This is a genomic window from Flavobacterium sp. 90 (genome assembly GCF_004339525.1).
Taxonomy (GTDB): domain Bacteria; phylum Bacteroidota; class Bacteroidia; order Flavobacteriales; family Flavobacteriaceae; genus Flavobacterium.
The window spans coordinates 6,207,869-6,229,858 of record NZ_SMGE01000001.1 but is presented as its reverse complement, the minus strand read 5'-3'; the positions used below and the strand labels follow the sequence as shown (position 1 = coordinate 6,229,858).

Sequence of the window (21,990 nt, the reverse complement as noted above, 5' to 3'; positions counted from 1 at the left end):
TAAAAGTTAAGGTTTAAAGCTACTTAGAAATACGCTTTAAACCTTAAAAATAATGGGTTATATTTTTGTATTATTTTTCGAAACAATCAATAATCTGATACGCTACTCTTAAAGCATCTGTAGCTTGTTCAAGCGTTACAACTGGCGTAGTATCAGTTTTTATTGCGTTTGCAAAAGACTCTAATTCGTCCAGAATTGCATTGTTTTGTTCAACATCAGGATTAGTAAAATAGATTTGTTTTTTTACACCTTCGGCATTTTGCAAAATCATGTCAAAATCTCCTGGAACTTCAGGAGCATCTTTCATACGAACAACTTCGCATCTTTTTTCCAGAAAATCAACTGAAATGTAGGCATCTCTTTGAAAGAAACGTGTTTTACGCATGTTTTTCATCGAAATTCTGCTTGCTGTTAAATTGGCAACGCATCCATTTTCGAATTCAATTCTTGCATTGGCAATATCCGGAGTATCACTAATTACCGAAACTCCACTTGCGTGAATATCTTTTACTTTTGAATGTACAACGCTCAAAATAGCATCAATATCGTGAATCATTAAATCGAGAACTACAGGAACATCTGTACCACGTGGATTAAACTCGGCCAAACGATGCGTTTCTATAAACATGGGATTTTCGATCATGTTTTTTGTAGCAATAAACGCTGGATTAAAGCGTTCAACATGACCAACCTGACCTTTTACATTGTATTCTTTTGCTAAAGCAATAATTTCTTCAGCTTCTTCTACAGTGTTGGCAATTGGTTTTTCGATAAAGATATGTTTACCGGATTTGATAGCGACTTTTGCACATTTGTAATGAGAAAGTGTTGGTGTCACAATATCAATTACATCCACAGCGTGGATTAATTTTGCAATAGTACTGAAGTTTTTATAACCGAATTCTTTTGAAATTCTTTCGGCATTTTCTTGATTTTCGTCGTAAAATCCAACTAATTCGTACTTGTCAGATTGTTGTAATAAGCGTAAATGTATTTTACCAAGATGACCTGCACCTAAAACTCCTACTTTTAACATGAGAATGTATTTTAAACAAAAATATAATTTATTTGTCGAAAGTGAAAGTTAATGCAATAAAGATTTAGGAATTTAATATTTAAAAATCAATATTTGATTTACTGTTTTGTTTCCTATTTTTGCAAAAATAAAACCTACCTATTTTGAAAGACACTGCCAAACATCAAGGACTTCGTAATCAATTAGTAAGCACTTTAGAACAAAAAGGAATTACTGATAAAGCGGTTTTGGATGCGATAAAAAAAATCCCAAGACACCTTTTTCTAAATTCTAGTTTTGAAGATTACGCTTATCAGGATAAGGCTTTTCCTATAGGAGCGGGGCAAACTATTTCGCAACCTTATACTGTTGCTTTTCAATCTCAGTTATTAGAAGTTAAAAAAGAACACAAGATTCTTGAAATTGGAACCGGCTCCGGTTACCAAACTGCAGTTTTATGTATGTTGGGAGCTAAGGTGTATAGTGTAGAAAGACAAAATGAGTTGTTTAGAACTACTTCAAATTTATTTCCAAAATTAAATATTCGTCCTAAACATTTATCATTTGGAGATGGTTATAAAGGTTTACCAACTTATGCACCGTTTGATAGTATTATAGTTACGGCAGGCGCTCCTTTTATTCCGCAGCCATTAATGGCGCAGTTAAAAATAGGAGGGAGACTGGTTATTCCTTTAGGAGAAGATGTTCAGATTATGACTTTGCTGATTCGAAAAAATGAAACTCAATTCGAAAAACATGAGTTTGGAGAATTTCGATTCGTTCCTTTATTAGAAGATAAAAATTAATAGAAAGCCCAATTTAGTTGGGCTTTTTTTATTGAGCAATAATACTAATATATCGTTCAAGGTTTTCTTTTTCAATTTGAGCAACAAAAAGTAAAAAGTCTTCTTTGTTATTCTTGGTTTGAGCAGTTTCAAGAGTTTGATAATAATGCGTGCGACTATCGTAATCTCCTTTTATATTAGCAATTATGTAACCTTTTTGTAATAGAATTAAATTCATGACAAGACGAGAAGTTCGTCCGTTTCCATCAATAAAAGGATGAATTGTGATTAATCTTTCGTGCATTTCGGCAGCTAGAATAACAGGATGTAATTTGTTTTTATTGATTTCGTACCAAATAAAATAGTCTTCCATTTCTTTTGCAACCATAAAAGGTTGTGGCGGCATATGCGTACTTCCTTTTATCATAACTTGAACTTTTCTGTAACGACCAGCATCTTCTGGAATTATCCCACGTAGAATTAAATTATGAATTGATAAAAGGTCACGTTCGTTTAGCGAAACATTTCTTTGCATCAAATCTTTAATAAATCCAATCGCTTCGTGATGATTGATTGCTTCTAAATGCTCTCGCATACTTTTTCCGGAAATAGTCAAACCTTCATTGATAACCATATCTGTTTCTCGAAGTGTCATCGTATTGCCTTCAATCCGATTACTTTCAAAAGTATATTCTAACTCTAATGCCTGAGTGATTTTAAAGCTATCATATTGTCGATAACTATCTAGTTTTTCTTTTAAAAGATCGATCTCTTTTAAAAGTTTTTCTAAAGTATTGGAAATCTTTAATTTTGAAACTGTTTTATTATATTTTATTTCTTGCTCGGCTAGTATTAAAGCTTTTAAAGCAAAGTCATCATCTCCAATTTCGTAGAGAATTTTTTCTTTAAGCCATGCAATCATCAAAGTTTCGTAATCGATTTCTAAAAGTTGAGAAAGTTTAGAAATTTGATCTTTAGTTGGTTTTCTTGTTCCAGATTCAAATTTACTTATTAAGGCTTGGTCAATACCAAGTATTTGTGCCACTTCTCGGGTCTTTAATCCTTTTTGTTCTCTTGCGTTTTTAAGAAGTGTTTTCATTTTTTTAATGATTTAAAATGTCTTGACAGATTTAGTCATTTTTATTTAGATAAAAAAAGCAATAGGTAACTATTGCTTTTGATCATATTTTTTATTTAGGAGGAAGTGATCCGTCTTTTCTCATTTCTTTTACAACTGTTTGCATAATTGCATCAACTGTTTGGCCTAAATCAGTAACGTAATCTGATTTTGTGGTTCCTGTCCAGATAAGTTTGTTTTCTTTTAATGAAAAAATATTCGTTTCTACCATATACGAAGTTGTTTCCTGATAATATCCCGGATCGTAAAAGTTAGGAGAGTACATTCCGTACCAATTTCCAAAACCATAACCATACATTCCAGTGTACATTCCGTCAAACCCACCGTAATACATTCCGGTATAAGTTCCAGGAACATAAGTAGTTTCTTTGTCTGTACTTACTAATCGCATTGTAATTACTCCATCAAAATTCTCGTCTTGTAGAATTTTTAATTTTTGTTCTTTAGTAAGATCTTTGACTGTTTCGTTTAGGTATTCATAAGAAGTTTTAAAAATAGGATTACTTGCTGCAATTCTATTTTCGGCAACTCTTCTCGAAGCTTCATCTTTTACCAGAACAACAACTAATACTTTTTTGAAATTTTCCTGAGCGACAGTTACTTTAGGATCTCTCCAACTGTTGACGATAGAAGTATTGCTACCACAACTTGAAAGCGCAAAAACAATGATTAATAAAAATAAGTACTTCTTCATATTACATTTTTTTAGAATTATTGTAGTAAAAATACGTATAAAATGATAAAGAATACTAGTTCTGGTAAAAATAACTTTTAGTTATAAGCTTTTTTTATTCGATCTAAATCACGTTTGGTATCCTGTTCTTTAAGAGATTCACGCTTATCGTAATTTTTCTTTCCTTTACAAAGACCAATTTGCAATTTTGCTAATCCTTTTTCATTGGTAAACAATTTTAAAGGAACTATTGTAAGTCCTTTTGCCTGCACATTTTTATGAAGAGTTTTTAATTCTTTTTTATTCAAAAGTAATTTTCTCTCACTTCTGGATTTATGATTAAATTGATTTCCAAAAGAATATTCTTCTATATAGGTATTGATCGCAAAAAGTTCGAGATTACTAAATTCGCAGAAACTTTCGGTAATATTAGCTTTGCCTAATCGTATTGATTTAATTTCAGTTCCGGATAAAACAATTCCGGCAGTATAAGTGTCGATTATCTCATAATCAAATCGAGCTCTTTTATTAAGTATATTGACTGTTTTTAACATAAGTACAAATGTAAACAAAATTGGAAAACTTTGATATGTCTAAAGATAATTAAAGATTTAATTGATTTAGATTTCAATTTACTAATTTTGTAAAAAATAAAGACCGTACTTTTTTAAAGCACGGTCTTTTTATTATTATCTAAAAAGTATAAAATGCAGAATCAATCTAAAGATCCTTTACACGGAATTACACTTCAAAAAATTTTAGAATCATTAGTTGAACATTATGGTTTTGACACATTAGGAGAGTTGATTCCCGTAAAATGCTTTTTGTCAAACCCTAGTGTAAAATCAAGTTTAACATTCTTAAGAAAAACGGATTGGGCTCGTAAAAAAGTAGAAGATTTATATGTAAAATCACTGCCTAAGTTTACAAAATAATTACAATTTATAAGAAATCATAACACCGCCACGATACGGAAGCCATTCGCCACTTTTGTTCCAGTTTGGAGCTTTTTCATATCTTCCCGGAGTTCCATCATTGTAATATCCATGATAAAAACCTTGATGCCAGCCACCACCTGCAAAAATATCTAGTAAAAATTTATCGCTTAATTTGATATTGTATCCAATTGTAACACCTACTCGATAACCAAAACCGTGTTCGTATTTGTTCGTGTCCCAGTAATTCCATTTTTGAATTTGATAAAAGTCAGGACCAGCATTAAAGCCAGCATAAAAACCATTATACTTTTCTTTGAAATGATAACGAATTTCAGGAGTGAACGTATAGAATTCCATAGGGTTATGGCCATTAAATGATTTCCAAAAAGAAGCCATTACATCAAAACTAAAAGTAGTTTTCTCTCCAATACTGGTTTCAATACCAACATTTGGCACACCTATTAAAGCTGTAGCCGCATTAAATTTAATAAAAGTTTGACTTTGTGAATGTATTGTAAAGAAAAGAACAAGAAGAATCAGTAATTTTTTCATGTGGCATATTATAAAGAAATGCAGGCTGCATTAATTATTTTGGGTGCAAATATAACGCATAAGAATACTTACTATTGTTTCGTGGTCTCTATTTTTAATAAAGTTTTTTCTGTAAGAAACAGCCAGTGGAATTACTTTTCTAATAATGAGTAAATTACCTTATCTAAAAAACGTCCTTCATAAAAATCAGATTCTTTTAAATGAGCTTCTTTTACAAAGCCGCATTTTTGCAGTACTTTTTCAGAGGCAAAATTCTCAGGATCAATAACGGCTTCTATCGAATGTAATTTTAAATCTTCAAAACCAAATTTAATTAATCGGTTTACAGCCTCAGGAATTATTCCTTTTCCATGAAATTCAGGTAACAAAATATATCCAATTTCAGCACGATAATTTTCAGGTTGCATTCTGTAATAGCCAATTATGCCAAGTAGTTTAGGGTTGTCTTTTAGTGTAATTGCCCAATTTATACCAATATTTGTATTTATCTTACCTTCAATCTCTTGAATAAGAACAAGAGCATCTTCAGCACTTTTCAACAAAGGTCTTGGGATGAATTTCATTGTTTCAGGATTTGAACGCAATATGAAAATATCATGAGCATCATCATTTGAAACTCTTCTTAATATCAAACGTTCCGTTTCTATAACCGGAAATGGATTAAAATTGAATTCTAGCATTTCTTTACTTTTTATAATATGTGTATACTAAATTTTGCTTGGAAAGTTTGATTAGCATCCAAAACTAAAATGCCTTCTTTTTCAAATAAATCACCAGATTTTTCAGCTGTGTCTGAATATCCAAGCCAAGGCTCAATACAGATAAATGGAGCATTTTCTTTAGTCCAGATTCCTAAACTAGGAAAATCTTCAAAAGCAACTTTTACATAAGGTTTCGAATTCTCGAGGATTGTAAGTGAATTTGATTGTAATGTTTTGAAGATTAAAGCATCGTTTTCAAATAATTTATAATTTAAAGGAACTAAACTATCGGTGCTTTCTAAAACCTCTGTTTTGTTTGAAATTAAATCATTTTCTAAAATATAATATTCCAGAACTTCATTTACTTCAAAATCAAGCGCATAATTTTCAAAAGCTTCAGGTAAAGCTATTGCAGGATGAGCTCCAATAGAAAAAGGCATTTTAGAATCACCTTCATTAATTACTTTGTATTCAATGTCTAATGTAGATTCCTGAAGCGTATAAATAAGTTGTAATTCAAATGAGAAAGGGTATTTTTTCAATGTTTCCTCATTATATTTTAATGAAAAAACGGCACTATTTTCGGTTTTTTCGATCAATTGAAATTCCATATCACGAGCAAAACCGTGTCTTGGTAATTGATATTCAGTTCCGTTAATAGTATAAGTGTTGTTTTTTAAAGTTCCTACAATCGGAAAAAGAACAGGAGAATGTTTTCCCCAGAAATCAGGATTACCTTCCCAGATGAATTCTTTATTCTGATTGTTTTTTAATGAAAATAATTCTGCTCCGGCATGTTTAATAGAAGCACTTATCTGTGAATTTGAAATAGTTGTATTCAATTTTTTATAGTTGAAGTGAATTAAATTTTATAGGAATGTAAATGTATTTTATAAATTTTATTTTTCTAAGAAAAAGCCTTAAAATATTTTTTTGATAAATTTTTGCTAAAATTAAATTTATCTTTTAGGTTTTCTCTGTAGATAGCTTTTTTTTTCATTAATTTGCTACATAAACAGCTAAAAAATATGAAAAAGCATTCCTTAAAAGGCCTTTTAACCATGGCTTTCTTTGTTGGAATTTCTTCTGTTTGGGCGCAACAAACGCCTGCGGGGACAGCAGTAAATCCAGTTAATAATTACAATTATCATGATGCGTTTGCACCAAATTTTTACACTAAAAACGGTACGCCTACGCGCTCTGCAAGCGGTCAGCCAGGAGTTGAGTATTGGCAAAACAGAGCTGATTATCAGATTACAGCAAAGCTAAACGGAACTACAAACGAAATTATTGGTACAGACGAAGTTACATATACTAATAATAGTCCGGATAAATTGTCATTTGTTTGGATGTATTTAGATCAAAATTTATTCAAAGCAGATTCAAGAGGAAACGCTATTGTGCCTTTAACAGGAAGTCGTAACGGAGCTCAAGGTCAGGTTTTTGACGGAGGAAATAAAATAAAATCAGTAAAAGTAATTTCTGTTGGAAAGAAAAAAACAGAAGTTGAAGCAAAATATGTAATTACAGATACCAGAATGCAAGTTTTTCTTCCTGAAGAATTAGCTTCAAAAGGAGGTTCTGTAAAAATTAAAATTGAATTTTCGTTCATCGCTCCTTTTGAAGGATCTGACAGAATGGGAGTTTTAGAAACTAAAAATGGTAAGATTTTCACAATTGCACAATGGTACCCACGTATGTGTGTGTATGATGATGTAAGAGGTTGGAATACAGCTCCTTATTTAGGTGCTTCTGAGTTTTATTTGGAGTACGGAGATTTTGATGTAAAAATTACAACTCCTGCAAATCATTACGTTGTAGGTTCTGGAGAACTATTAAATGGAGCAGAAGTATTACCTGCTGAACAATTTAAGCGTTACAAAGAAGCTTCTCAAAGCGATAAAACAGTTACGATTCGTTCTGCTTCTGAAGTCGCTGCAACCGCGACTACAAATGCTACGGCTGTAAAAACATGGCATTATCAAATAAAAAATGCACGTGATTTTTCTTGGGCATCATCTCCGGCTTTTATTTTAGATGGAGCTAAAATTAACTTACCAAGTGGTAAAAAAGTATTAGCATTATCAGCTTATCCTGTTGAAAGTGACGGAAAAGATGGTTACGGTCGTTCTACCGAATATGTAAAAGCAGCGATTGAAAACTATTCTAAAAGATGGTTTGAATATCCTTATCCTGTAGCAACAAACGTAGCAGGAAATGAAGGTGGAATGGAATATCCAGGGATTGTTTTCTGCGGATGGGAATCTAAAGGAAAAGATTTATGGGGAGTTACAGATCACGAATTCGGACACATTTGGTTTCCTATGATTGTAGGTTCAAACGAGAGATTGTTTGCCTGGATGGACGAAGGTTTTAATACTTTTATAAACTCATTAAGTACTGCAGAATTTAATAAAGGCGAATATAATGATCCACCATCAGATTTGCACAAAGAAGCAGAGCCTTTTACAAGACCTGATTTAGAAACTATCATGAGTTCTCCTGATAATATGAAGGAAGCAAATATTGGTATGTTATGTTATTTCAAGCCAAGTTCAGGATTAATAATCTTAAGAGAACAAATACTAGGAAAAGAGCGTTTTGATACTGCTTTCCGTACTTATGTAGAGCGTTGGGCTTACAAACATCCACAACCGGATGACTTTTTCAGATCTATGGAGAATGTTGCAGGTGAAGACTTAAGTTGGTTCTGGAGAAGCTGGTACGTTAACAACTGGCGTTTTGACCAAGGTATAAATTCAATTAAATATGTAAAAAACGATCCGTCAAAAGGAGTTGTAATTACAGTTGAAAATTTTGATAAAATGCCAATGCCAATCGTTGTAGATGTTAAAGGAAAAAGTGGTAAAGTTTCAAGAGTTACGGTTCCTGTAGAAGTATGGCAACGTAACAATGTGTGGTCATTTAAACATGATTCTACAGAAGAAATTCAAAGTATAACGCTTGATCCTGATCATGTTTTTCCGGATCATAATGAAGCAAATAATATCTGGACAGCCGGAAAAAGTACAATAGAAAAAGACATAATTTTAGACGGTTATTTAGGAGTATATTCAACAACTAAAGCGCCGCTTAAAATTGAATTTACAGAAAAAAACAGCACATTAACTGCTGAGATTACAAACTATCCAAAGTTTCCTGTAACACCGGTAGAGAACGAAAAAGATACATTTGAATCAACTTCTGCTGGATTAAAATTTAAGTTTAATGAAGCAAAAACAGGTTTTGATATGATAATTTTAGGCAACGGACAATCGATTCCGTTTACTAAGTAAGAATTAGAAATATCCAATACTAAAATATTTAAAACCCGATAGTTATTCTGTAACTATCGGGTTTTTTGTTTTGTTTTAGATTCCAAGTTTCCGGTTTCAAGTTTCAAGTTCTAAGTTTCAAGTTCTAAGTTTCAAGTTCTAAGTTTCAAGTTCTAAGTTTCAAGTTCTAAGTTTCAAGTTCTAAGTTTCAGGTTTCAAGTTTCAGGTTTTAAAAAAAACTTAGAACCTCAGTACCTCAGAACCTCAGAGCCTTAAAAAAAATAACATTACATTAAAAAAATGTTAGAATTTTAATTTTTTGTTTTGTGAATTAAAAAATAGTGTACTTTTGCAAGCGATGAATAAAATAAGTTTACATATAACTTCTTTGTCACGGACAAACTCACCTGTAACTTCTCCCGAAGTACGGATACTATCTCTATAGTATTCACAGAGTTTTTCGCCGCGTATTTATTTATATTCATTTTTCATTTTGAAATCACATAATTTGTCCATTGGACAAACATATCCTAAAAGTATATATTATTTTTTGAATTTTCTTAGTCAAGTTTTTGATTTTGAGAATGTTACTTCTTTTTTGTCTATTTTTATTGGATTGAATTCAGGATTTCAAACTAAACAATACGTTTTAATTTTTAACTCTAACTTCAACTATTGAAATGAAAATCTCTATTGTTGTTACTCAGGAAGAACACTTTAAATTCGCACAGGAAATTTGCGATACAATAGAATCATCTGCCTTATTAAGAGGTACTGGGATTGCTAAAAGAACTCCTGAATACATTCAGAAAAAAATGTCGAGTGGTGATGCAATGATTGCTTTAGCAGATGGAAAATTTGCAGGTTTTTGTTATATCGAAAGTTGGCAACACGGCAAGTTCGTGGCACATTCGGGCTTAATTGTACATCCGGATTATAGAAGTTTAGGCTTGGCAAAAAAGATCAAATCCAAGGTTTTTGACTATTCTCTAAAAAGATATCCAGATGCTAAAATATTTGGAATTACAACCGGTTTGGCTGTAATGAAAATCAACTCTGATTTAGGATATAAACCTGTGCCTTTCTCTGAACTTACAACAGATCCTAGCTTTTGGGCAGGTTGTAAAACATGTACCAATTACCAAATTTTGCAAAGCAAAGAAAACAAAATGTGTCTTTGCACCGGAATGTTGTACGACCCGAAAGAAAAACAAAAAGATCCGCCAAGACATCCTTTTAACGAAGCTGTTTTAAGCAGATTAAAGAAAATAAAACAAGCCTTATTCTTAAATAAACTATTGTCGTTTATCTTTTTAACCTAAGAATAAATTAAAAAAGAAATCTCAAACTTGCTACATACGAAAGTATTAGCCTAAATTATAAAAAATGAAAAAAGTTGTATTAGCTTATAGTGGAGGATTAGATACCTCGTATTGTTTGAAATATTTAAAAAATGAAAAAGGATACGAAGTTCACACCGTACTTGTAGATACAGGAGGATTTGATGCTGAAGAATTATCAGCAATTGAAAAAAGAGCTTACGAATTAGGAAGCGCACAACACGCCAATTTGACTATCATTGACAAATATTATGATAAAGCTATAAAATATTTGATTTTCGGAAACGTATTAAAAAACAATACATATCCATTATCAGTAAGTGCAGAACGTGTTTTTCAGGCAATTGAAGCTATAAAATATGCTAAAAAAGTAGGAGCAAGCGCAATTGCACACGGAAGTACAGGTGCAGGAAATGATCAGATTCGTTTTGATTTAATTTTCCAAACCATTGCTCCGGAAATTGAAATTATTACACCAATTAGAGATTTAAAATTATCAAGACAAGAAGAAGTAGATTACTTGGCTCAAAATGGAGTACATTATTCTTGGGAAAAAGCACAATATTCAATCAATAAAGGACTTTGGGGAACAAGCGTTGGAGGAAAAGAAACTTTAACTTCAAGCCAACCGTTACCAAGTGAAGCTTATCCTTCGCAATTGCAAAAAGAAGGAGAAGAAAAAGTGACTTTACATTTCGAACAAGGAGAATTAGTAGCATTAAATGGTAAAAAAGACTTACCTGAAAATAATATTGTAAAACTTGAAAAACTGGCAAATGCTTATGCAATTGGTAGAGATATTCACGTTGGAGATACTATTATCGGAATCAAAGGAAGGGTTGGTTTTGAAGCTGCTGCACCTTTAATCATTATCAAAGCGCATCATTTATTAGAGAAACACACACTTGGTAAATGGCAACAATACTGGAAAGAACAACTAGGAAACTGGTACGGAATGTTATTTCACGAAGGTCAGTTTTTGGATCCTGTAATGAGAAACATCGAAACTTTCTTTCAAGACACTCAAAAAACAGTAAACGGAACCGTAACAGTTTCATTAAAACCATATCATTTTTCGCTTGACGGAATCGAATCTAAAAACGATTTGATGAACACAGGTTTTGGTCAATACGGAGAAATGAATAATGCGTGGACTTCTGACGATGCTAAAGGATTTATTAAAATTCTTGGAAATGCACAAAATATATTTTCATCAGTAAACCATTTGACTCATGATTAATGTTGGAATAATTGGTGGTTCGGGCTACACGGCCGGAGAACTTATCAGAATCTTGATGTATCACCCCAAGGTAAACATTGACTTTGTTTACAGCACGACAAATTCGGGTAAACCGCTTTCTGTGGCGCACCATGATTTGATGGGAGATATCGAAATGAACTTTACAGATGTTGTAAATCCTGATGTAAATGTAGTTTTCTTGTGTTTAGGTCACGGAAAATCTATTTCATTTTTGGAAGAAAACAAGTTTGCGAGTCATACTAAAATTATCGATTTAGGAAATGATTTTAGACTAACTAAAGACGCTATTTTCGATGGAAAAGAATTCGTTTACGGATTACCTGAATTGAATAAATCAGAGATTAAAAAAGCAAACTATATAGCAAATCCAGGTTGTTTTGCAACAGCGATTCAATTGGCTTTATTGCCATTAGCAAAAAATAATCTATTAAAATCTGACGTTCATATTAATGCCACAACCGGAAGTACAGGTGCAGGTGTAAGTCTTGCTGAAACTTCGCATTTTAGTTGGAGAAACAATAATATGTCTCATTACAAAGCTTTTGAACATCAACATTTGGGAGAAATCAATCAAAGTGTAAATCAATTGCAAGCAGATTATTCAGATGAATTAATTTTTGTTCCGAATAGAGGTGATTTTACAAGAGGAATTTTTGCAACATTATATACAACTTCTGAAGAAAGCTTAGAAGATTTAGTAGACAAATACCAAGATTTCTATAAAAATGAGCCTTTTGTAACGGTTACAACGACAAATATCAATATGAAACAAGTCGTTCAAACCAACAAATGTATCATTAGTTTATTGAAAAAAGGAAACCGGATTTTAATCACTTCAATCATTGATAACTTAACCAAAGGTGCTTCAGGACAAGCAATTCAAAATATGAATTTAATGTTCGGATTAGAAGAAACCACAGGTTTACATTTGAAACCAAGCGGATTTTAGGAAAAATTGTTTAAAGTTTCAAGTTTCAAGTTTTTTTAGTTCTATATATTATTTAAAAATTGATAAAAATAAAAAAATGACAAATGAAATAATTTTATTAATACTTGGTGTTGTTCTTGGATTTGGATCATCGATAGGAACTTTAAAATATCAAGAATATTCTCAACGGAGAAAAGCTCTCAACTTATTAAAAGTTGAAATCTTTAAAATTGATAAATTAATTACTCCATTTTTAATAGAAAAAAATAAAATAATATTGCCGGACGGAGAAATTAGGGAATTTAATGGCATTTCGATTAATGAAATTCCTAATTTTAAAATGATTACACAGCTAGATTTACTTTTAAATTTGAAAGATTATTTACGAGAATCTATTTATTCTATTTCTATTGATTTAGAATTTGCAGAGAAACATAGAATACTTGCGATTCCTCTTTTAAATGAAGAAAATAGAGCGAATGAACTTGATGTTTATGGAACTATTTATTTGGAATATTTAAAATCGGCAAAAGAAAAAATTGATGAATTAAAAAACTGGTTAAAATAGTGTTGTATGCAAAACTTGAAACCTAAAAAATAAACAAAAAAACATGAACTTATTCAACGTTTACCCATTATACAATATTACTCCAGTTAAAGCAATTGATTGTACAATTATAGACGACAAAGGAGTAGAATATTTAGATTTATACAGCGGACACGGTGTAATCTCAATTGGCCATACGCAACCTGATTATGTAGAAAAACTAAAGAATCAATTAGATCATTTAGGATTTTATTCGAATGCTATTCAGAATCCGTTGCAGGTTGAATTGGCTCAGAAATTAGGAAAACTTTCTGGTTTAGAAGATTACGAACTGTTTTTATGCAGTTCAGGAGCTGAAGCCAATGAAAATGCCTTAAAATTAGCTTCTTTCCATAATGGAAAATCAAGAGTTGTAGCTTTTGATAATTCTTTCCACGGAAGAACTTCTGCAGCCGTTGCTGTTACAGATAACAAAAAAATTGTAGCACCAATTAATGCACAACAAGTAGTTACTTTTTTACCTCTAAACCAAATCGAATTAGTTGAAGCTGAATTGGCTAAAGGAGATGTTACAGCAGTAATTATCGAAGGAATTCAAGGAGTTGGAGGTTTAGATCAGGGAACAACAGAATTTTTTCAGGCTTTAGAAAAAGCATGTAAAAAACATGATGTTGTTTTAATTTTAGACGAAGTACAATCAGGATACGGAAGAAGCGGAAAATTCTTCGCGTTTCAACATCACGGAATCAACGCTGATATTATTTCAGTTGCAAAAGGAATGGGGAATGGATTTCCGGTTGGAGCGATTTTAATTTCACCAAAATTTGAAGCAAGTTTCGGATTATTAGGAACTACTTTCGGTGGAAGCCATTTATCTTGTGCAGCAGGAATTGCAGTTTTAGACGTAATTGAAAAACTAGATTTACAAAAAAATGTAAACGAAGTTTATGAATATTTCTTAGAAAAAATCAAAGAAGTTTCCGGAATCAAACAAGTAAAAGGAAAAGGTTTAATGCTTGGAGTAGAATTTGATTTTGATGTTGCAGCTTTAAGAAAAAAGCTAATCATCGAAAAACACATTTTTACAGGAAGTGCAAACAACAAAAATCTATTAAGAATTTTGCCGCCATTGACAGTGAAAAAAGCTGATATTGATACTTTTATTGTAGCTTTAAAAGAAAGTTTACAAGAACTTCAAAACTAAATTTGACTATCCTAACAGGTTTCCAAAACCTGTTAGGTATAAGATAAGTTTCAATTAAAAAGAAACAACCAAAAAAACAACCAACCAACTACAAATTATGAATCCATTATCAATTGAAAAACGCAATCTGGTTTTGCGCGCTATGGCAAAGCTGGTCGAGCAGGAGCGGAGTCAGATTATCTTGACTAATCAGGAAGATCTTGCAGATTACGACGGCTCAGATTTAGCGATGGAAGAACGCTTGAAAGTAGATGATAAAAAAGTCGACGAGATGATTTTATCTTTAAATCAACTAGCTTCTCAGGAAGATCCGGTTGGAGTAGAACGTTTTCATTTTGTTCATGATAATGGAATAAAAGTCATTAATAAAACGGCAGCTTTTGGTACGATTTTAATCATTTATGAATCTCGCCCAGATGTTACAATTGAAGCGGGAGGAATTGCCTTTAAATCCGGAAATAAGATTTTATTAAAAGGAGGAAAAGAAGCTTTAAAATCAAACTTAAAAATTGTTGATTTATGGCATAAAGCTTTAGAAGAAAACGGAGTTTCAAAAGATTGGGTTGAATATTTGAATTATAATCGAACAGAAACTCAGGCTTTCTTAGAAAAACCAACTCAAAAAGTAGATTTAATTGTTCCAAGAGGAGGAGAAAAATTAATCGAGTTTGTAAAAGCCCACGCAACTTGTCCGGTAATTGTAAGCGGACGCGGAAACAATTTTGTTTATGTTCATAAAGATGCAGATACAGATTTGGCTTTAAAAATAATTTTGAATGCCAAAACCTCTAAAATTTCGGCTTGTAATGCAGTTGATAAAGTTTTAATAGATTCTAAATTACCCAATTTTGAGGGTTTTACAGCTATTTTGATCGAAACTTTAAAAGAATCTAATGTAGAAGTAATCGTTGATAAAACTTTAGAGAGTTTTGAAGATACAGAAACACTTCAAAACGAAGATATCTGGTATGAAGAGTTTCTGGATTATAAAATCGTAATCGGAACCATTGATTCTGAAGAAAATGCAATTGATAAAATCAATAAATATTGTGGCGGACATTCGGCGGTAATTATTACCAGAGACGACAAAGCAGCTCAAGAATTTATGGATGCCGTTGATACAGCCGCAGTTTATCAAAATGCTTCAACCCGTTTCACAGACGGAGGGCAATTTGGATTAGGCGGAGAATTAGCGATAAGCACAGATAAATTACATCAAAGAGGACCAATTGGTTTACAGCATTTGGTAACAAACAAATGGTACGTTTACGGAGAAGGACAAATTAGATAGTTAGACTTTCTTAGATTGTTAGACTTCTTAGAATTTTAGATTACTGGATTTATATAAAGACAAAGCTTTGCGAACTTATTAGCGTTTGTAAACACGAACAATGTAAAAACCTTGCGAACTTTGCGGTAAAAAACGCTTACAATATAAAAACTTAGTGCATTTGAGCCTTCGTGGCAAAAACAACAACAATGAAAAAAAGGATTTTATTAAAAATAGGAAGTAATACTTTAACCAAAGAAACCAATCATATTTCGCGGGGAAAGATCGAAGATATAGGCATGCAAATTGCCGCTCTTAACAAAGATTACGAATTTGTAATCGTGAGTTCCGGAGCCATTGCAGCCGCCAAACAATTTGTAAAACTTGAAAGTAAAGGAAAAGAAATTGCATTAAAGCAAGCTTTAGCCTCAATTGGACAGCCACATTTAATGCGGATTTTCCATGAGAATTTCAGCGATTTAGGATTATTGACATCGCAATGTTTATTGTCTTATTCAGATTTTGAAAAAGATCAGTCAAAAGTAAATATTGTCAATACCATAAACGTTTTGGTCGAGAACAATTACATTCCGATTATTAATGAAAATGATACTGTTGCCACTGATGAAATCAGGTTTGGAGATAACGATAAATTAGCGGCATTGACAGCGGTTCTTTTAAATGTTGATATTCTGATTATTGCCACTAATACAAACGGAATTTACACGAAAGATTCTATTCATGATGAAAATCCTGAAACGATTCAATTAGTAAATGATTTAAAAGTCTTAGAAAAAGAAATAGGAGAATCAAAATCATCACACGGAACAGGCGGAATGCAATCAAAAATTGAAGCTGCCGGAATCGCAAAAGCCGCCAACATCGAAACCTGGATCGTCAACGGCTTAAATGATAATTTTATTTTAAAAGCATTAGAAGGCGAAATTCCTTTTACTCGAATTGTGTGATATTGAACGCGGATGAAACGGATTCGCTTTGCGAAGACGCTGATTTAAACGGATTTTATATTTGGCTTTGATTTTAATGTAGTATATTTCATTCAAAATTAAAAATGAAATTATTACATCAAGATTTGACAGATATCATTATTAAAACTTTTTATGAAGTATATAATGAATTAGGGCATGGATTTTTAGAAAGAGTTTATCAAAATTCGTTGTATTTAGAACTTAAAAATAAAGGTCTTAAAGTTGAAGCACAAAAGAAGATTAAAGTATATTATAAAGGAAGTGAAGTTGGAGAATATTATGCGGATTTAATTGTGGAAGATTTAATCATATTAGAATTAAAAGCAGCTAATTGTATAATAGTAGAATTTGAAAATCAAATTTTGAATTATTTAAAAGGAACAAATTGCGAAGTAGGTTTACTTTTGAATTTTGGAACAAAGCCAGAATTCAAACGGAAAATATTCGAAAACACTAGAAAGTTAAGAATATAAAAAATCCGTACAAATCCGCGTCTTCGCAAAGCGAATCAGTAAAATCCGCGTCAAATTTTTAGATAGTTAAATAAGAAAAAAACAAAAAGACATGAATTATATTTCAATAAAAGATATAGACTCATTATCAAAATGGGTAAAAAGCGCATTAAAAATCAAAAAGAACCCGCTTAAAAATCAAGCCTTAGGAAAAAACAAAACCTTAGGAATGCTATTTTTCAATCCGAGTTTAAGAACGCGTTTGAGTACTCAAAAAGCCGCGATAAACTTAGGAATGAATGTTATGGTGATGAATTTCACTAACGAAGGATGGACATTAGAATTCGAAGATGGAGCAGTTATGAATTCTGGTGCTTCAGAACACATTAAAGAAGCAGCAGAAGTAGTGTCTCAATATTGTGATATTATTGCCATTCGTGCTTTCGCAGGTTTAGTAGACAAGGAAAAAGATTATCAAGAAACTGTTATTTCGGGATTTTTAAAACACGCAACAGTGCCAATCGTAAATATGGAAAGCGCTGTTCGTCACCCAATGCAATCTTTGGCGGACGCGATTACAATGGAAGAATACAAAACAAAACACAAACCAAAAGTAGTTTTGTCTTGGGCGCCGCATCCAAAAGCTTTACCACAAGCCGTTGCAAATTCATTCGTAGAAATGATGCAAATGCAAAAAGATATGGATTTTGTAATCACACATCCGGAAGGTTACGAACTAAGTTCTGAAATCACGAAAGATTGCAAAATCGAATACGATCAAAATAAAGCTTTCGAAAATGCCGATTTCGTTTACGTAAAAAACTGGAGTAATTTCAATGATTACGGAAAAGTAACTAACATAGATCCAAATTGGACTGTTACAGCCGAAAAAATGGCGCTAACCAATAACGGAAAATTCATGCACTGTCTTCCCGTTCGTCGTAACGTAATTGTAAGCGATGAAGTGATTGACAGCGAAAATTCAATCGTAATTCAGCAAGCGAATAACAGAACGTATTCGGCACAATTAGTTTTGCAAAAGATTTTGAAAAAAATGTAATTTTTTGAGGTACTAAGGTTCTAAGTTTCTAAGATGCTAAGAAACTATTGAATAAAATCTTAGTCCCTTAGAACCTTAGTAACTTAGAACCTCATGGAAGTTAAAGTAATAAAAATTGGTGGAAACATCATCGACAATCCAGCCGAGTTAGAACAATTCTTAACTGATTTTTCGAAAATCGAAGGACATAAAGTTTTAGTTCACGGCGGAGGAAAATCGGCCACAAAAATGGCTCAAAGTATTGGTTTGGTTCCGCAAATGATCGACGGACGTCGAATAACAGACGCGCCGATGCTTGATGTTGTCGTGATGATTTACGCCGGACAAATCAACAAGCATATTGTGGCGCAATTGCAAGCTAAAGATAATAACGCAATTGGTTTTTCTGGAGCTGACGGAAATTTAATTCAGTCAGTAAAACGAAATCATCCAACAATCGATTACGGATTTGTAGGTGACGTAAAACAGGTTAATACCAAATTACTAACGACATTATTAGAAACAGGAATTGTTCCTGTTTTCTGCGCCATCACACATGATAAAAACGGACAATTATTAAACACAAATGCTGATACTATTGCAAGCGAATTATCTATCGCATTGTCTGAAGTTTTTGATGTTACATTGACATATTGTTTTGAAAAACAAGGAGTTTTGCAAGATTCAGAAGATGATTCATCTGTAATAACAGAAATTAACGAAGAATTATACAATAAACTAAAAGAAGAAAAAGTAATCCATTCCGGAATGATTCCAAAACTGGATAACTGTTTCAATAGTTTATCAAGAGGGGTTCAGAAAATTAAAATTGGACATCATAAGATGCTTCAAAATCCAGACGTTTTACATACAACTATTACATTATAAAAGATGTTGCGCGAATTGACTCTAATTTTTTCTTTTAAAAGAGAAAATAATTTTAGTCGTACATTAAAAAGTTTATTTTGATTTTAAATCTTTAACAAAAAGATAATTTGTGAAAATTCGTGCAATTAGTGGCAAAAAAACAGAACTGCGCAGTACTTTTAAATTTTAATTTAAGAAATTTGCGCAAATTAAAATCGTCACAGATTTAATCAAAAAACTTTGTGACTTTGTCCCGATAGCTATCGGGATCACGGCAGAGAACCTACACAACTATGAAGAAAATAGAAACGCTTACCAAAGAAGCCATAGCATTATTAAAAAGCCTGATTGAAACCCCTTCATTTTCAAGCGAAGAAGATCAAACAGCACTTTTAATAGAAAATTGGTTCAATCAAAACGAAATTCCTTTTAAAAGAGAAAATAATAATGTGTGGGCTTTCAATAAATATTTCGACGAAAATAAACCGACACTTTTACTGAATTCACATCACGATACCGTAAAACCAAATCAAGCGTACACAAACGATCCGTTTAAAGCTATTGAAAAAGACGGCAAATTATTCGGTTTAGGAAGTAATGACGCCGGAGGATGTCTGGTTTCTTTATTGGCGACTTTTGTGCATTTTTATGAGAACCAAAATTTATCTCATAACATTGTAATTGTAGCTTCAGCAGAAGAAGAAAGCAGCGGAAAAAACGGTTTAAATAGTGTTTTACAACATTTGCCAGAGTTAGATTGCGCGATTGTGGGCGAGCCTACTTTAATGCAACTGGCTGTTGCAGAAAAAGGCCTTTTAGTTCTTGACGTAAAAGTAAAAGGAACTGCAAGCCATGCCGCACATCAAAATGATGATAATTCAATTTACAAATCAATTCCGGTAATGGAATGGTTTAAAAACTATAAATTCGACAAAATCTCTGATGTTTTAGGTCCTGTAAAAATGACCGTAACGCAAATCAATGCAGGAAAACAGCATAATGTGGTGCCATCAGAATGCGATTTGGTTGTCGATATTCGTGTAACAGATCGTTATTCAAATACTGAGATTTTAGAAGTTGTAAAAGCAAACGTAAATGCCGAAGTAACACCAAGATCCATGCATTTAAATGCATCGTCAATTCCGGTTGAACATGGTTTAGTACAAGCCGGAATCGCTTTAGGAAGAACAACTTATGGTTCGCCAACACTTTCAGATCAATCTGTTTTGAGTTGTCAGTCTTTAAAACTTGGACCAGGCGAAACTTTGCGTTCACATTCAGCAGACGAATTTATTTTCATCAACGAAATCGAAGAAGGAATCGACTTGTATATCAAAATACTAACTGATTTCTTTAAATTATAATATTAATCTTTGTCCTGAGCGAAGTCGAAGGATTAGGAGCTATTTCCCGCTATTCGTTCCAAACGGAGTTCCCTGAACTCCGATTAAAATGAGAATTAAGTGAAGTAATCTTTTATTTTTTTAAAGGAAAAAAATAAAAGGATTTCTCCCGAGACTTCGGGACTATCGGGGGCTAGAAACACAACTGTATAAACGACAACATTAGAACAAATTAGAGAACAAATTCAAAGAAATACGGCTTAAAGAAAATAATCTAAATAGTCCAGAAATCTAAGATGTCTAACAATCTAAAAATCTAAGAAGTCTAAAAAACAAAACCTATGAAACTTTGGGAAAAAGGAATACCAACAGATAAACAAATCGAACATTTCACCGTTGGTAACGATCGTGAACTGGATTTAGTTTTGGCAAAATACGATGCTTTAGGTTCTATTGCGCATGCTAAAATGTTGGGTCAAATTGGTTTATTAACTGAAGAAGAAACAACTTCTTTGGTTGATGCTTTAAATGAAATCATCGCTGACGTTGAAAAAGGAAACTTCGAAATTGAAGACAGTTTTGAAGATGTACATTCCAAAATAGAATATTTATTGACTGTAAAACTTGGCGATGCCGGAAAGAAAATCCACACCGCGCGTTCTCGTAACGATCAGGTTTTAGTTGACGTTCATTTGTATTTGAAAGACGAATTAAAAGCCTTAAAAGAACAAGTAAAAACATTATTTGACTTGTTAATGGAATCGGCAGAGAAACATCAAAATGTTTTATTGCCAGGATATACGCATTTACAAATCGCAATGCCATCGTCATTCGGAATGTGGTTTTCTGCTTACGCCGAAAGTTTTATTGATGACATTGCAATGTTAAACGCAGCTTCAAAAATTGTTGATCAAAATCCGTTAGGATCTGCAGCAGGTTACGGAAGTTCGTTCCCAATCAACAGAACATTTACAACGCAGGAATTAGGATTTGAAACTTTGAAATTCAATGCTGTTGCAGCACAAATGAGCCGCGGAAAAGCAGAGAAAACCGTTGCATTTGCAATGGCAAGTGTTGCAGGAACTTTATCAAAATTTGCAATGGACGTTTGTTTGTATATGAGCCAAAACTTTGATTTCATTGGCTTACCTGCACATCTTACAACAGGTTCTAGTATTATGCCACACAAGAAAAACCCTGATGTTTTTGAATTAATCAGAGGAAAATGCAATAAGATTCAGGCACTTCCATACGAAATAACTTTAATTACGAATAACTTGCCAAGTGGTTATCACAGAGATTTACAACTTTTGAAAGAAGGTTTATTTCCGGCACTTCAAAACCTGAAAGCGTGTTTAGATATTGCGATTTTCTCTGTAAAAGATATCACAGTAAAAGATAATATTTTAAAAGATAAAAAATACGATTATTTGTTTACAGTTGATACTTTAAATGAAATGGTTGTTGCAGGAATGCCTTTTAGAGATGCATACAAAGCCGTTGCTGAACAACTGGAAGCAGGAACGTACCAATCTCCAAAAGAAACAAAACATACGCACGAAGGAAGTATCAATAATTTGTGTTTAGATGCTATTAAAGACAAAATGAAAGCAGCTTATTAAGAGAATTTGCTTTTAAATAAAAAAACCGATTTGTATCTGATACAAATCGGT

The 21,990-nt window shown here is 32.5% G+C and carries 21 protein-coding genes and 1 pseudogene; 15 read left to right on the top strand and 7 right to left on the bottom strand.

Going from position 1 to position 21,990, the window contains the following annotated elements; translation table 11 throughout:
• Nucleotides 1–70 precede the first annotated feature (70 nt).
• On the bottom strand, nt 71–1,036 hold the full coding sequence (locus tag C8C83_RS25355) for a Gfo/Idh/MocA family oxidoreductase (protein WP_121331301.1): 966 nt from the start codon (nt 1,034–1,036) through the stop codon (nt 71–73).
• 143 nt (nt 1,037–1,179) lie between these two features.
• Between C8C83_RS25355 and C8C83_RS25350 the strand changes: the two genes are divergently transcribed.
• Nucleotides 1,180–1,821, top strand: a complete 642-nt coding sequence (locus tag C8C83_RS25350; RefSeq protein ID WP_121331300.1) for a protein-L-isoaspartate(D-aspartate) O-methyltransferase — start codon at nt 1,180–1,182, stop codon at nt 1,819–1,821.
• Nucleotides 1,822–1,849: 28 nt separating this feature from the next.
• Here C8C83_RS25350 and C8C83_RS25345 read toward each other — a convergent pair whose 3' ends face one another.
• The 3 genes from C8C83_RS25345 to smpB all read right to left on the bottom strand — a co-directional run bounded on the left by C8C83_RS25345 (nt 1,850) and on the right by smpB (nt 4,165).
• Nucleotides 1,850–2,899 carry a Fic family protein gene (locus tag C8C83_RS25345; RefSeq protein WP_121331299.1) on the bottom strand — a complete coding sequence of 350 codons (1,050 nt, stop codon included), beginning with the start codon at nt 2,897–2,899 and terminating at the stop codon, nt 1,850–1,852.
• A 91-nt stretch (nt 2,900–2,990) separates the two neighbouring features.
• A complete protein-coding gene (locus tag C8C83_RS25340; protein WP_121331298.1) occupies nt 2,991–3,632 on the bottom strand; it encodes a membrane lipoprotein lipid attachment site-containing protein in 642 nt (213 codons plus the stop codon).
• A 77-nt stretch (nt 3,633–3,709) separates the two neighbouring features.
• Nucleotides 3,710–4,165: an SsrA-binding protein SmpB gene (gene smpB, locus C8C83_RS25335; RefSeq protein WP_099711846.1), complete on the bottom strand. Its 456-nt coding sequence runs from the start codon at nt 4,163–4,165 to the stop codon at nt 3,710–3,712.
• A gap of 153 nt (nt 4,166–4,318) precedes the next feature.
• Between smpB and C8C83_RS25330 the strand changes: the two genes are divergently transcribed.
• Nucleotides 4,319–4,546: a VF530 family protein gene (locus C8C83_RS25330; RefSeq protein ID WP_121331297.1), complete on the top strand. Its 228-nt coding sequence runs from the start codon at nt 4,319–4,321 to the stop codon at nt 4,544–4,546.
• Here C8C83_RS25330 and C8C83_RS25325 read toward each other — a convergent pair whose 3' ends face one another.
• The 3 genes from C8C83_RS25325 to C8C83_RS25315 all read right to left on the bottom strand — a co-directional run bounded on the left by C8C83_RS25325 (nt 4,547) and on the right by C8C83_RS25315 (nt 6,644).
• Nucleotides 4,547–5,101: a DUF3575 domain-containing protein gene (locus C8C83_RS25325; protein ID WP_121331296.1), complete on the bottom strand. Its 555-nt coding sequence runs from the start codon at nt 5,099–5,101 to the stop codon at nt 4,547–4,549. It abuts the gene before it with no gap.
• 131 nt (nt 5,102–5,232) lie between these two features.
• Nucleotides 5,233–5,781, bottom strand: coding sequence for a GNAT family N-acetyltransferase (locus tag C8C83_RS25320; protein ID WP_121331295.1), 549 nt, complete (start codon nt 5,779–5,781; stop codon nt 5,233–5,235).
• 11 nt (nt 5,782–5,792) lie between these two features.
• Nucleotides 5,793–6,644 (bottom strand): aldose 1-epimerase family protein, encoded by an 852-nt coding sequence (locus tag C8C83_RS25315; protein WP_121331294.1) that lies wholly within the window; start codon nt 6,642–6,644, stop codon nt 5,793–5,795.
• 186 nt (nt 6,645–6,830) lie between these two features.
• On the opposite strand from C8C83_RS25315, the gene C8C83_RS25310 reads away from it, so the two are divergent.
• From C8C83_RS25310 to argH, 13 genes and pseudogenes are all read left to right on the top strand, one after another.
• Nucleotides 6,831–9,098: a M1 family metallopeptidase gene (locus C8C83_RS25310; RefSeq protein ID WP_121331293.1), complete on the top strand. Its 2,268-nt coding sequence runs from the start codon at nt 6,831–6,833 to the stop codon at nt 9,096–9,098.
• Nucleotides 9,099–9,757: 659 nt separating this feature from the next.
• Nucleotides 9,758–10,399, top strand: coding sequence for a GNAT family N-acetyltransferase (locus C8C83_RS25305; RefSeq protein ID WP_121331292.1), 642 nt, complete (start codon nt 9,758–9,760; stop codon nt 10,397–10,399).
• Nucleotides 10,400–10,463: 64 nt separating this feature from the next.
• A complete protein-coding gene (locus C8C83_RS25300) occupies nt 10,464–11,657 on the top strand; it encodes an argininosuccinate synthase domain-containing protein (protein WP_121331291.1) in 1,194 nt (397 codons plus the stop codon).
• Nucleotides 11,650–12,627 (top strand): N-acetyl-gamma-glutamyl-phosphate reductase, encoded by a 978-nt coding sequence (argC, locus tag C8C83_RS25295; RefSeq protein ID WP_121331290.1) that lies wholly within the window; start codon nt 11,650–11,652, stop codon nt 12,625–12,627. Before C8C83_RS25300 ends, argC begins: the two co-directional genes overlap by 8 nt.
• A 76-nt stretch (nt 12,628–12,703) precedes the next feature.
• Complete coding sequence (locus C8C83_RS25290) at nt 12,704–13,174, top strand: hypothetical protein (RefSeq protein WP_121331289.1); 471 nt, start codon at nt 12,704–12,706, stop codon at nt 13,172–13,174.
• Between the two features lie 43 nt (nt 13,175–13,217).
• On the top strand, nt 13,218–14,357 hold the full coding sequence (locus C8C83_RS25285) for an aminotransferase class III-fold pyridoxal phosphate-dependent enzyme (RefSeq protein WP_121331288.1): 1,140 nt from the start codon (nt 13,218–13,220) through the stop codon (nt 14,355–14,357).
• A 79-nt stretch (nt 14,358–14,436) separates the two neighbouring features.
• Nucleotides 14,437–15,648, top strand: a pseudogene (locus tag C8C83_RS25280) (glutamate-5-semialdehyde dehydrogenase); the annotation flags it as partial.
• Between the two features lie 188 nt (nt 15,649–15,836).
• On the top strand, nt 15,837–16,595 hold the full coding sequence (gene proB, locus C8C83_RS25275) for a glutamate 5-kinase (RefSeq protein ID WP_121331286.1): 759 nt from the start codon (nt 15,837–15,839) through the stop codon (nt 16,593–16,595).
• A gap of 104 nt (nt 16,596–16,699) precedes the next feature.
• The gene (locus C8C83_RS25270; protein WP_121331285.1) at nt 16,700–17,089 is read left to right on the top strand and encodes a GxxExxY protein; all 390 of its coding nucleotides are present in this window, start codon (nt 16,700–16,702) and stop codon (nt 17,087–17,089) included.
• 91 nt (nt 17,090–17,180) lie between these two features.
• The gene (locus C8C83_RS25265) at nt 17,181–18,128 is read left to right on the top strand and encodes an N-acetylornithine carbamoyltransferase (RefSeq protein ID WP_121331284.1); all 948 of its coding nucleotides are present in this window, start codon (nt 17,181–17,183) and stop codon (nt 18,126–18,128) included.
• A gap of 93 nt (nt 18,129–18,221) precedes the next feature.
• Nucleotides 18,222–18,995: an acetylglutamate kinase gene (argB, locus tag C8C83_RS25260; protein ID WP_121331283.1), complete on the top strand. Its 774-nt coding sequence runs from the start codon at nt 18,222–18,224 to the stop codon at nt 18,993–18,995.
• 272 nt (nt 18,996–19,267) lie between these two features.
• Nucleotides 19,268–20,338: a M20 family metallo-hydrolase gene (locus tag C8C83_RS25255; RefSeq protein WP_121331282.1), complete on the top strand. Its 1,071-nt coding sequence runs from the start codon at nt 19,268–19,270 to the stop codon at nt 20,336–20,338.
• 320 nt (nt 20,339–20,658) lie between these two features.
• The gene (argH, locus tag C8C83_RS25250) at nt 20,659–21,939 is read left to right on the top strand and encodes an argininosuccinate lyase (RefSeq protein WP_121331281.1); all 1,281 of its coding nucleotides are present in this window, start codon (nt 20,659–20,661) and stop codon (nt 21,937–21,939) included.
• Nucleotides 21,940–21,990 lie beyond the last annotated feature (51 nt).

Coding starts and splice junctions, on each gene's coding strand:
- C8C83_RS25355 (WP_121331301.1), bottom strand. CDS start 1,036: ATGTTAAAAGTAGGAGTTTTAGGTGCAGGTCATCTTGGTAAAATACAT.
- C8C83_RS25345 (WP_121331299.1), bottom strand. CDS start 2,899: ATGAAAACACTTCTTAAAAACGCAAGAGAACAAAAAGGATTAAAGACC.
- C8C83_RS25340 (WP_121331298.1), bottom strand. CDS start 3,632: ATGAAGAAGTACTTATTTTTATTAATCATTGTTTTTGCGCTTTCAAGT.
- smpB (WP_099711846.1), bottom strand. CDS start 4,165: ATGTTAAAAACAGTCAATATACTTAATAAAAGAGCTCGATTTGATTAT.
- C8C83_RS25330 (WP_121331297.1), top strand. CDS start 4,319: ATGCAGAATCAATCTAAAGATCCTTTACACGGAATTACACTTCAAAAA.
- C8C83_RS25325 (WP_121331296.1), bottom strand. CDS start 5,101: ATGAAAAAATTACTGATTCTTCTTGTTCTTTTCTTTACAATACATTCA.
- C8C83_RS25320 (WP_121331295.1), bottom strand. CDS start 5,781: ATGCTAGAATTCAATTTTAATCCATTTCCGGTTATAGAAACGGAACGT.
- C8C83_RS25310 (WP_121331293.1), top strand. CDS start 6,831: ATGAAAAAGCATTCCTTAAAAGGCCTTTTAACCATGGCTTTCTTTGTT.
- C8C83_RS25305 (WP_121331292.1), top strand. CDS start 9,758: ATGAAAATCTCTATTGTTGTTACTCAGGAAGAACACTTTAAATTCGCA.
- C8C83_RS25300 (WP_121331291.1), top strand. CDS start 10,464: ATGAAAAAAGTTGTATTAGCTTATAGTGGAGGATTAGATACCTCGTAT.
- argC (WP_121331290.1), top strand. CDS start 11,650: ATGATTAATGTTGGAATAATTGGTGGTTCGGGCTACACGGCCGGAGAA.
- C8C83_RS25290 (WP_121331289.1), top strand. CDS start 12,704: ATGACAAATGAAATAATTTTATTAATACTTGGTGTTGTTCTTGGATTT.
- C8C83_RS25285 (WP_121331288.1), top strand. CDS start 13,218: ATGAACTTATTCAACGTTTACCCATTATACAATATTACTCCAGTTAAA.
- proB (WP_121331286.1), top strand. CDS start 15,837: ATGAAAAAAAGGATTTTATTAAAAATAGGAAGTAATACTTTAACCAAA.
- C8C83_RS25270 (WP_121331285.1), top strand. CDS start 16,700: ATGAAATTATTACATCAAGATTTGACAGATATCATTATTAAAACTTTT.
- C8C83_RS25265 (WP_121331284.1), top strand. CDS start 17,181: ATGAATTATATTTCAATAAAAGATATAGACTCATTATCAAAATGGGTA.
- argB (WP_121331283.1), top strand. CDS start 18,222: ATGGAAGTTAAAGTAATAAAAATTGGTGGAAACATCATCGACAATCCA.
- C8C83_RS25255 (WP_121331282.1), top strand. CDS start 19,268: ATGAAGAAAATAGAAACGCTTACCAAAGAAGCCATAGCATTATTAAAA.
- argH (WP_121331281.1), top strand. CDS start 20,659: ATGAAACTTTGGGAAAAAGGAATACCAACAGATAAACAAATCGAACAT.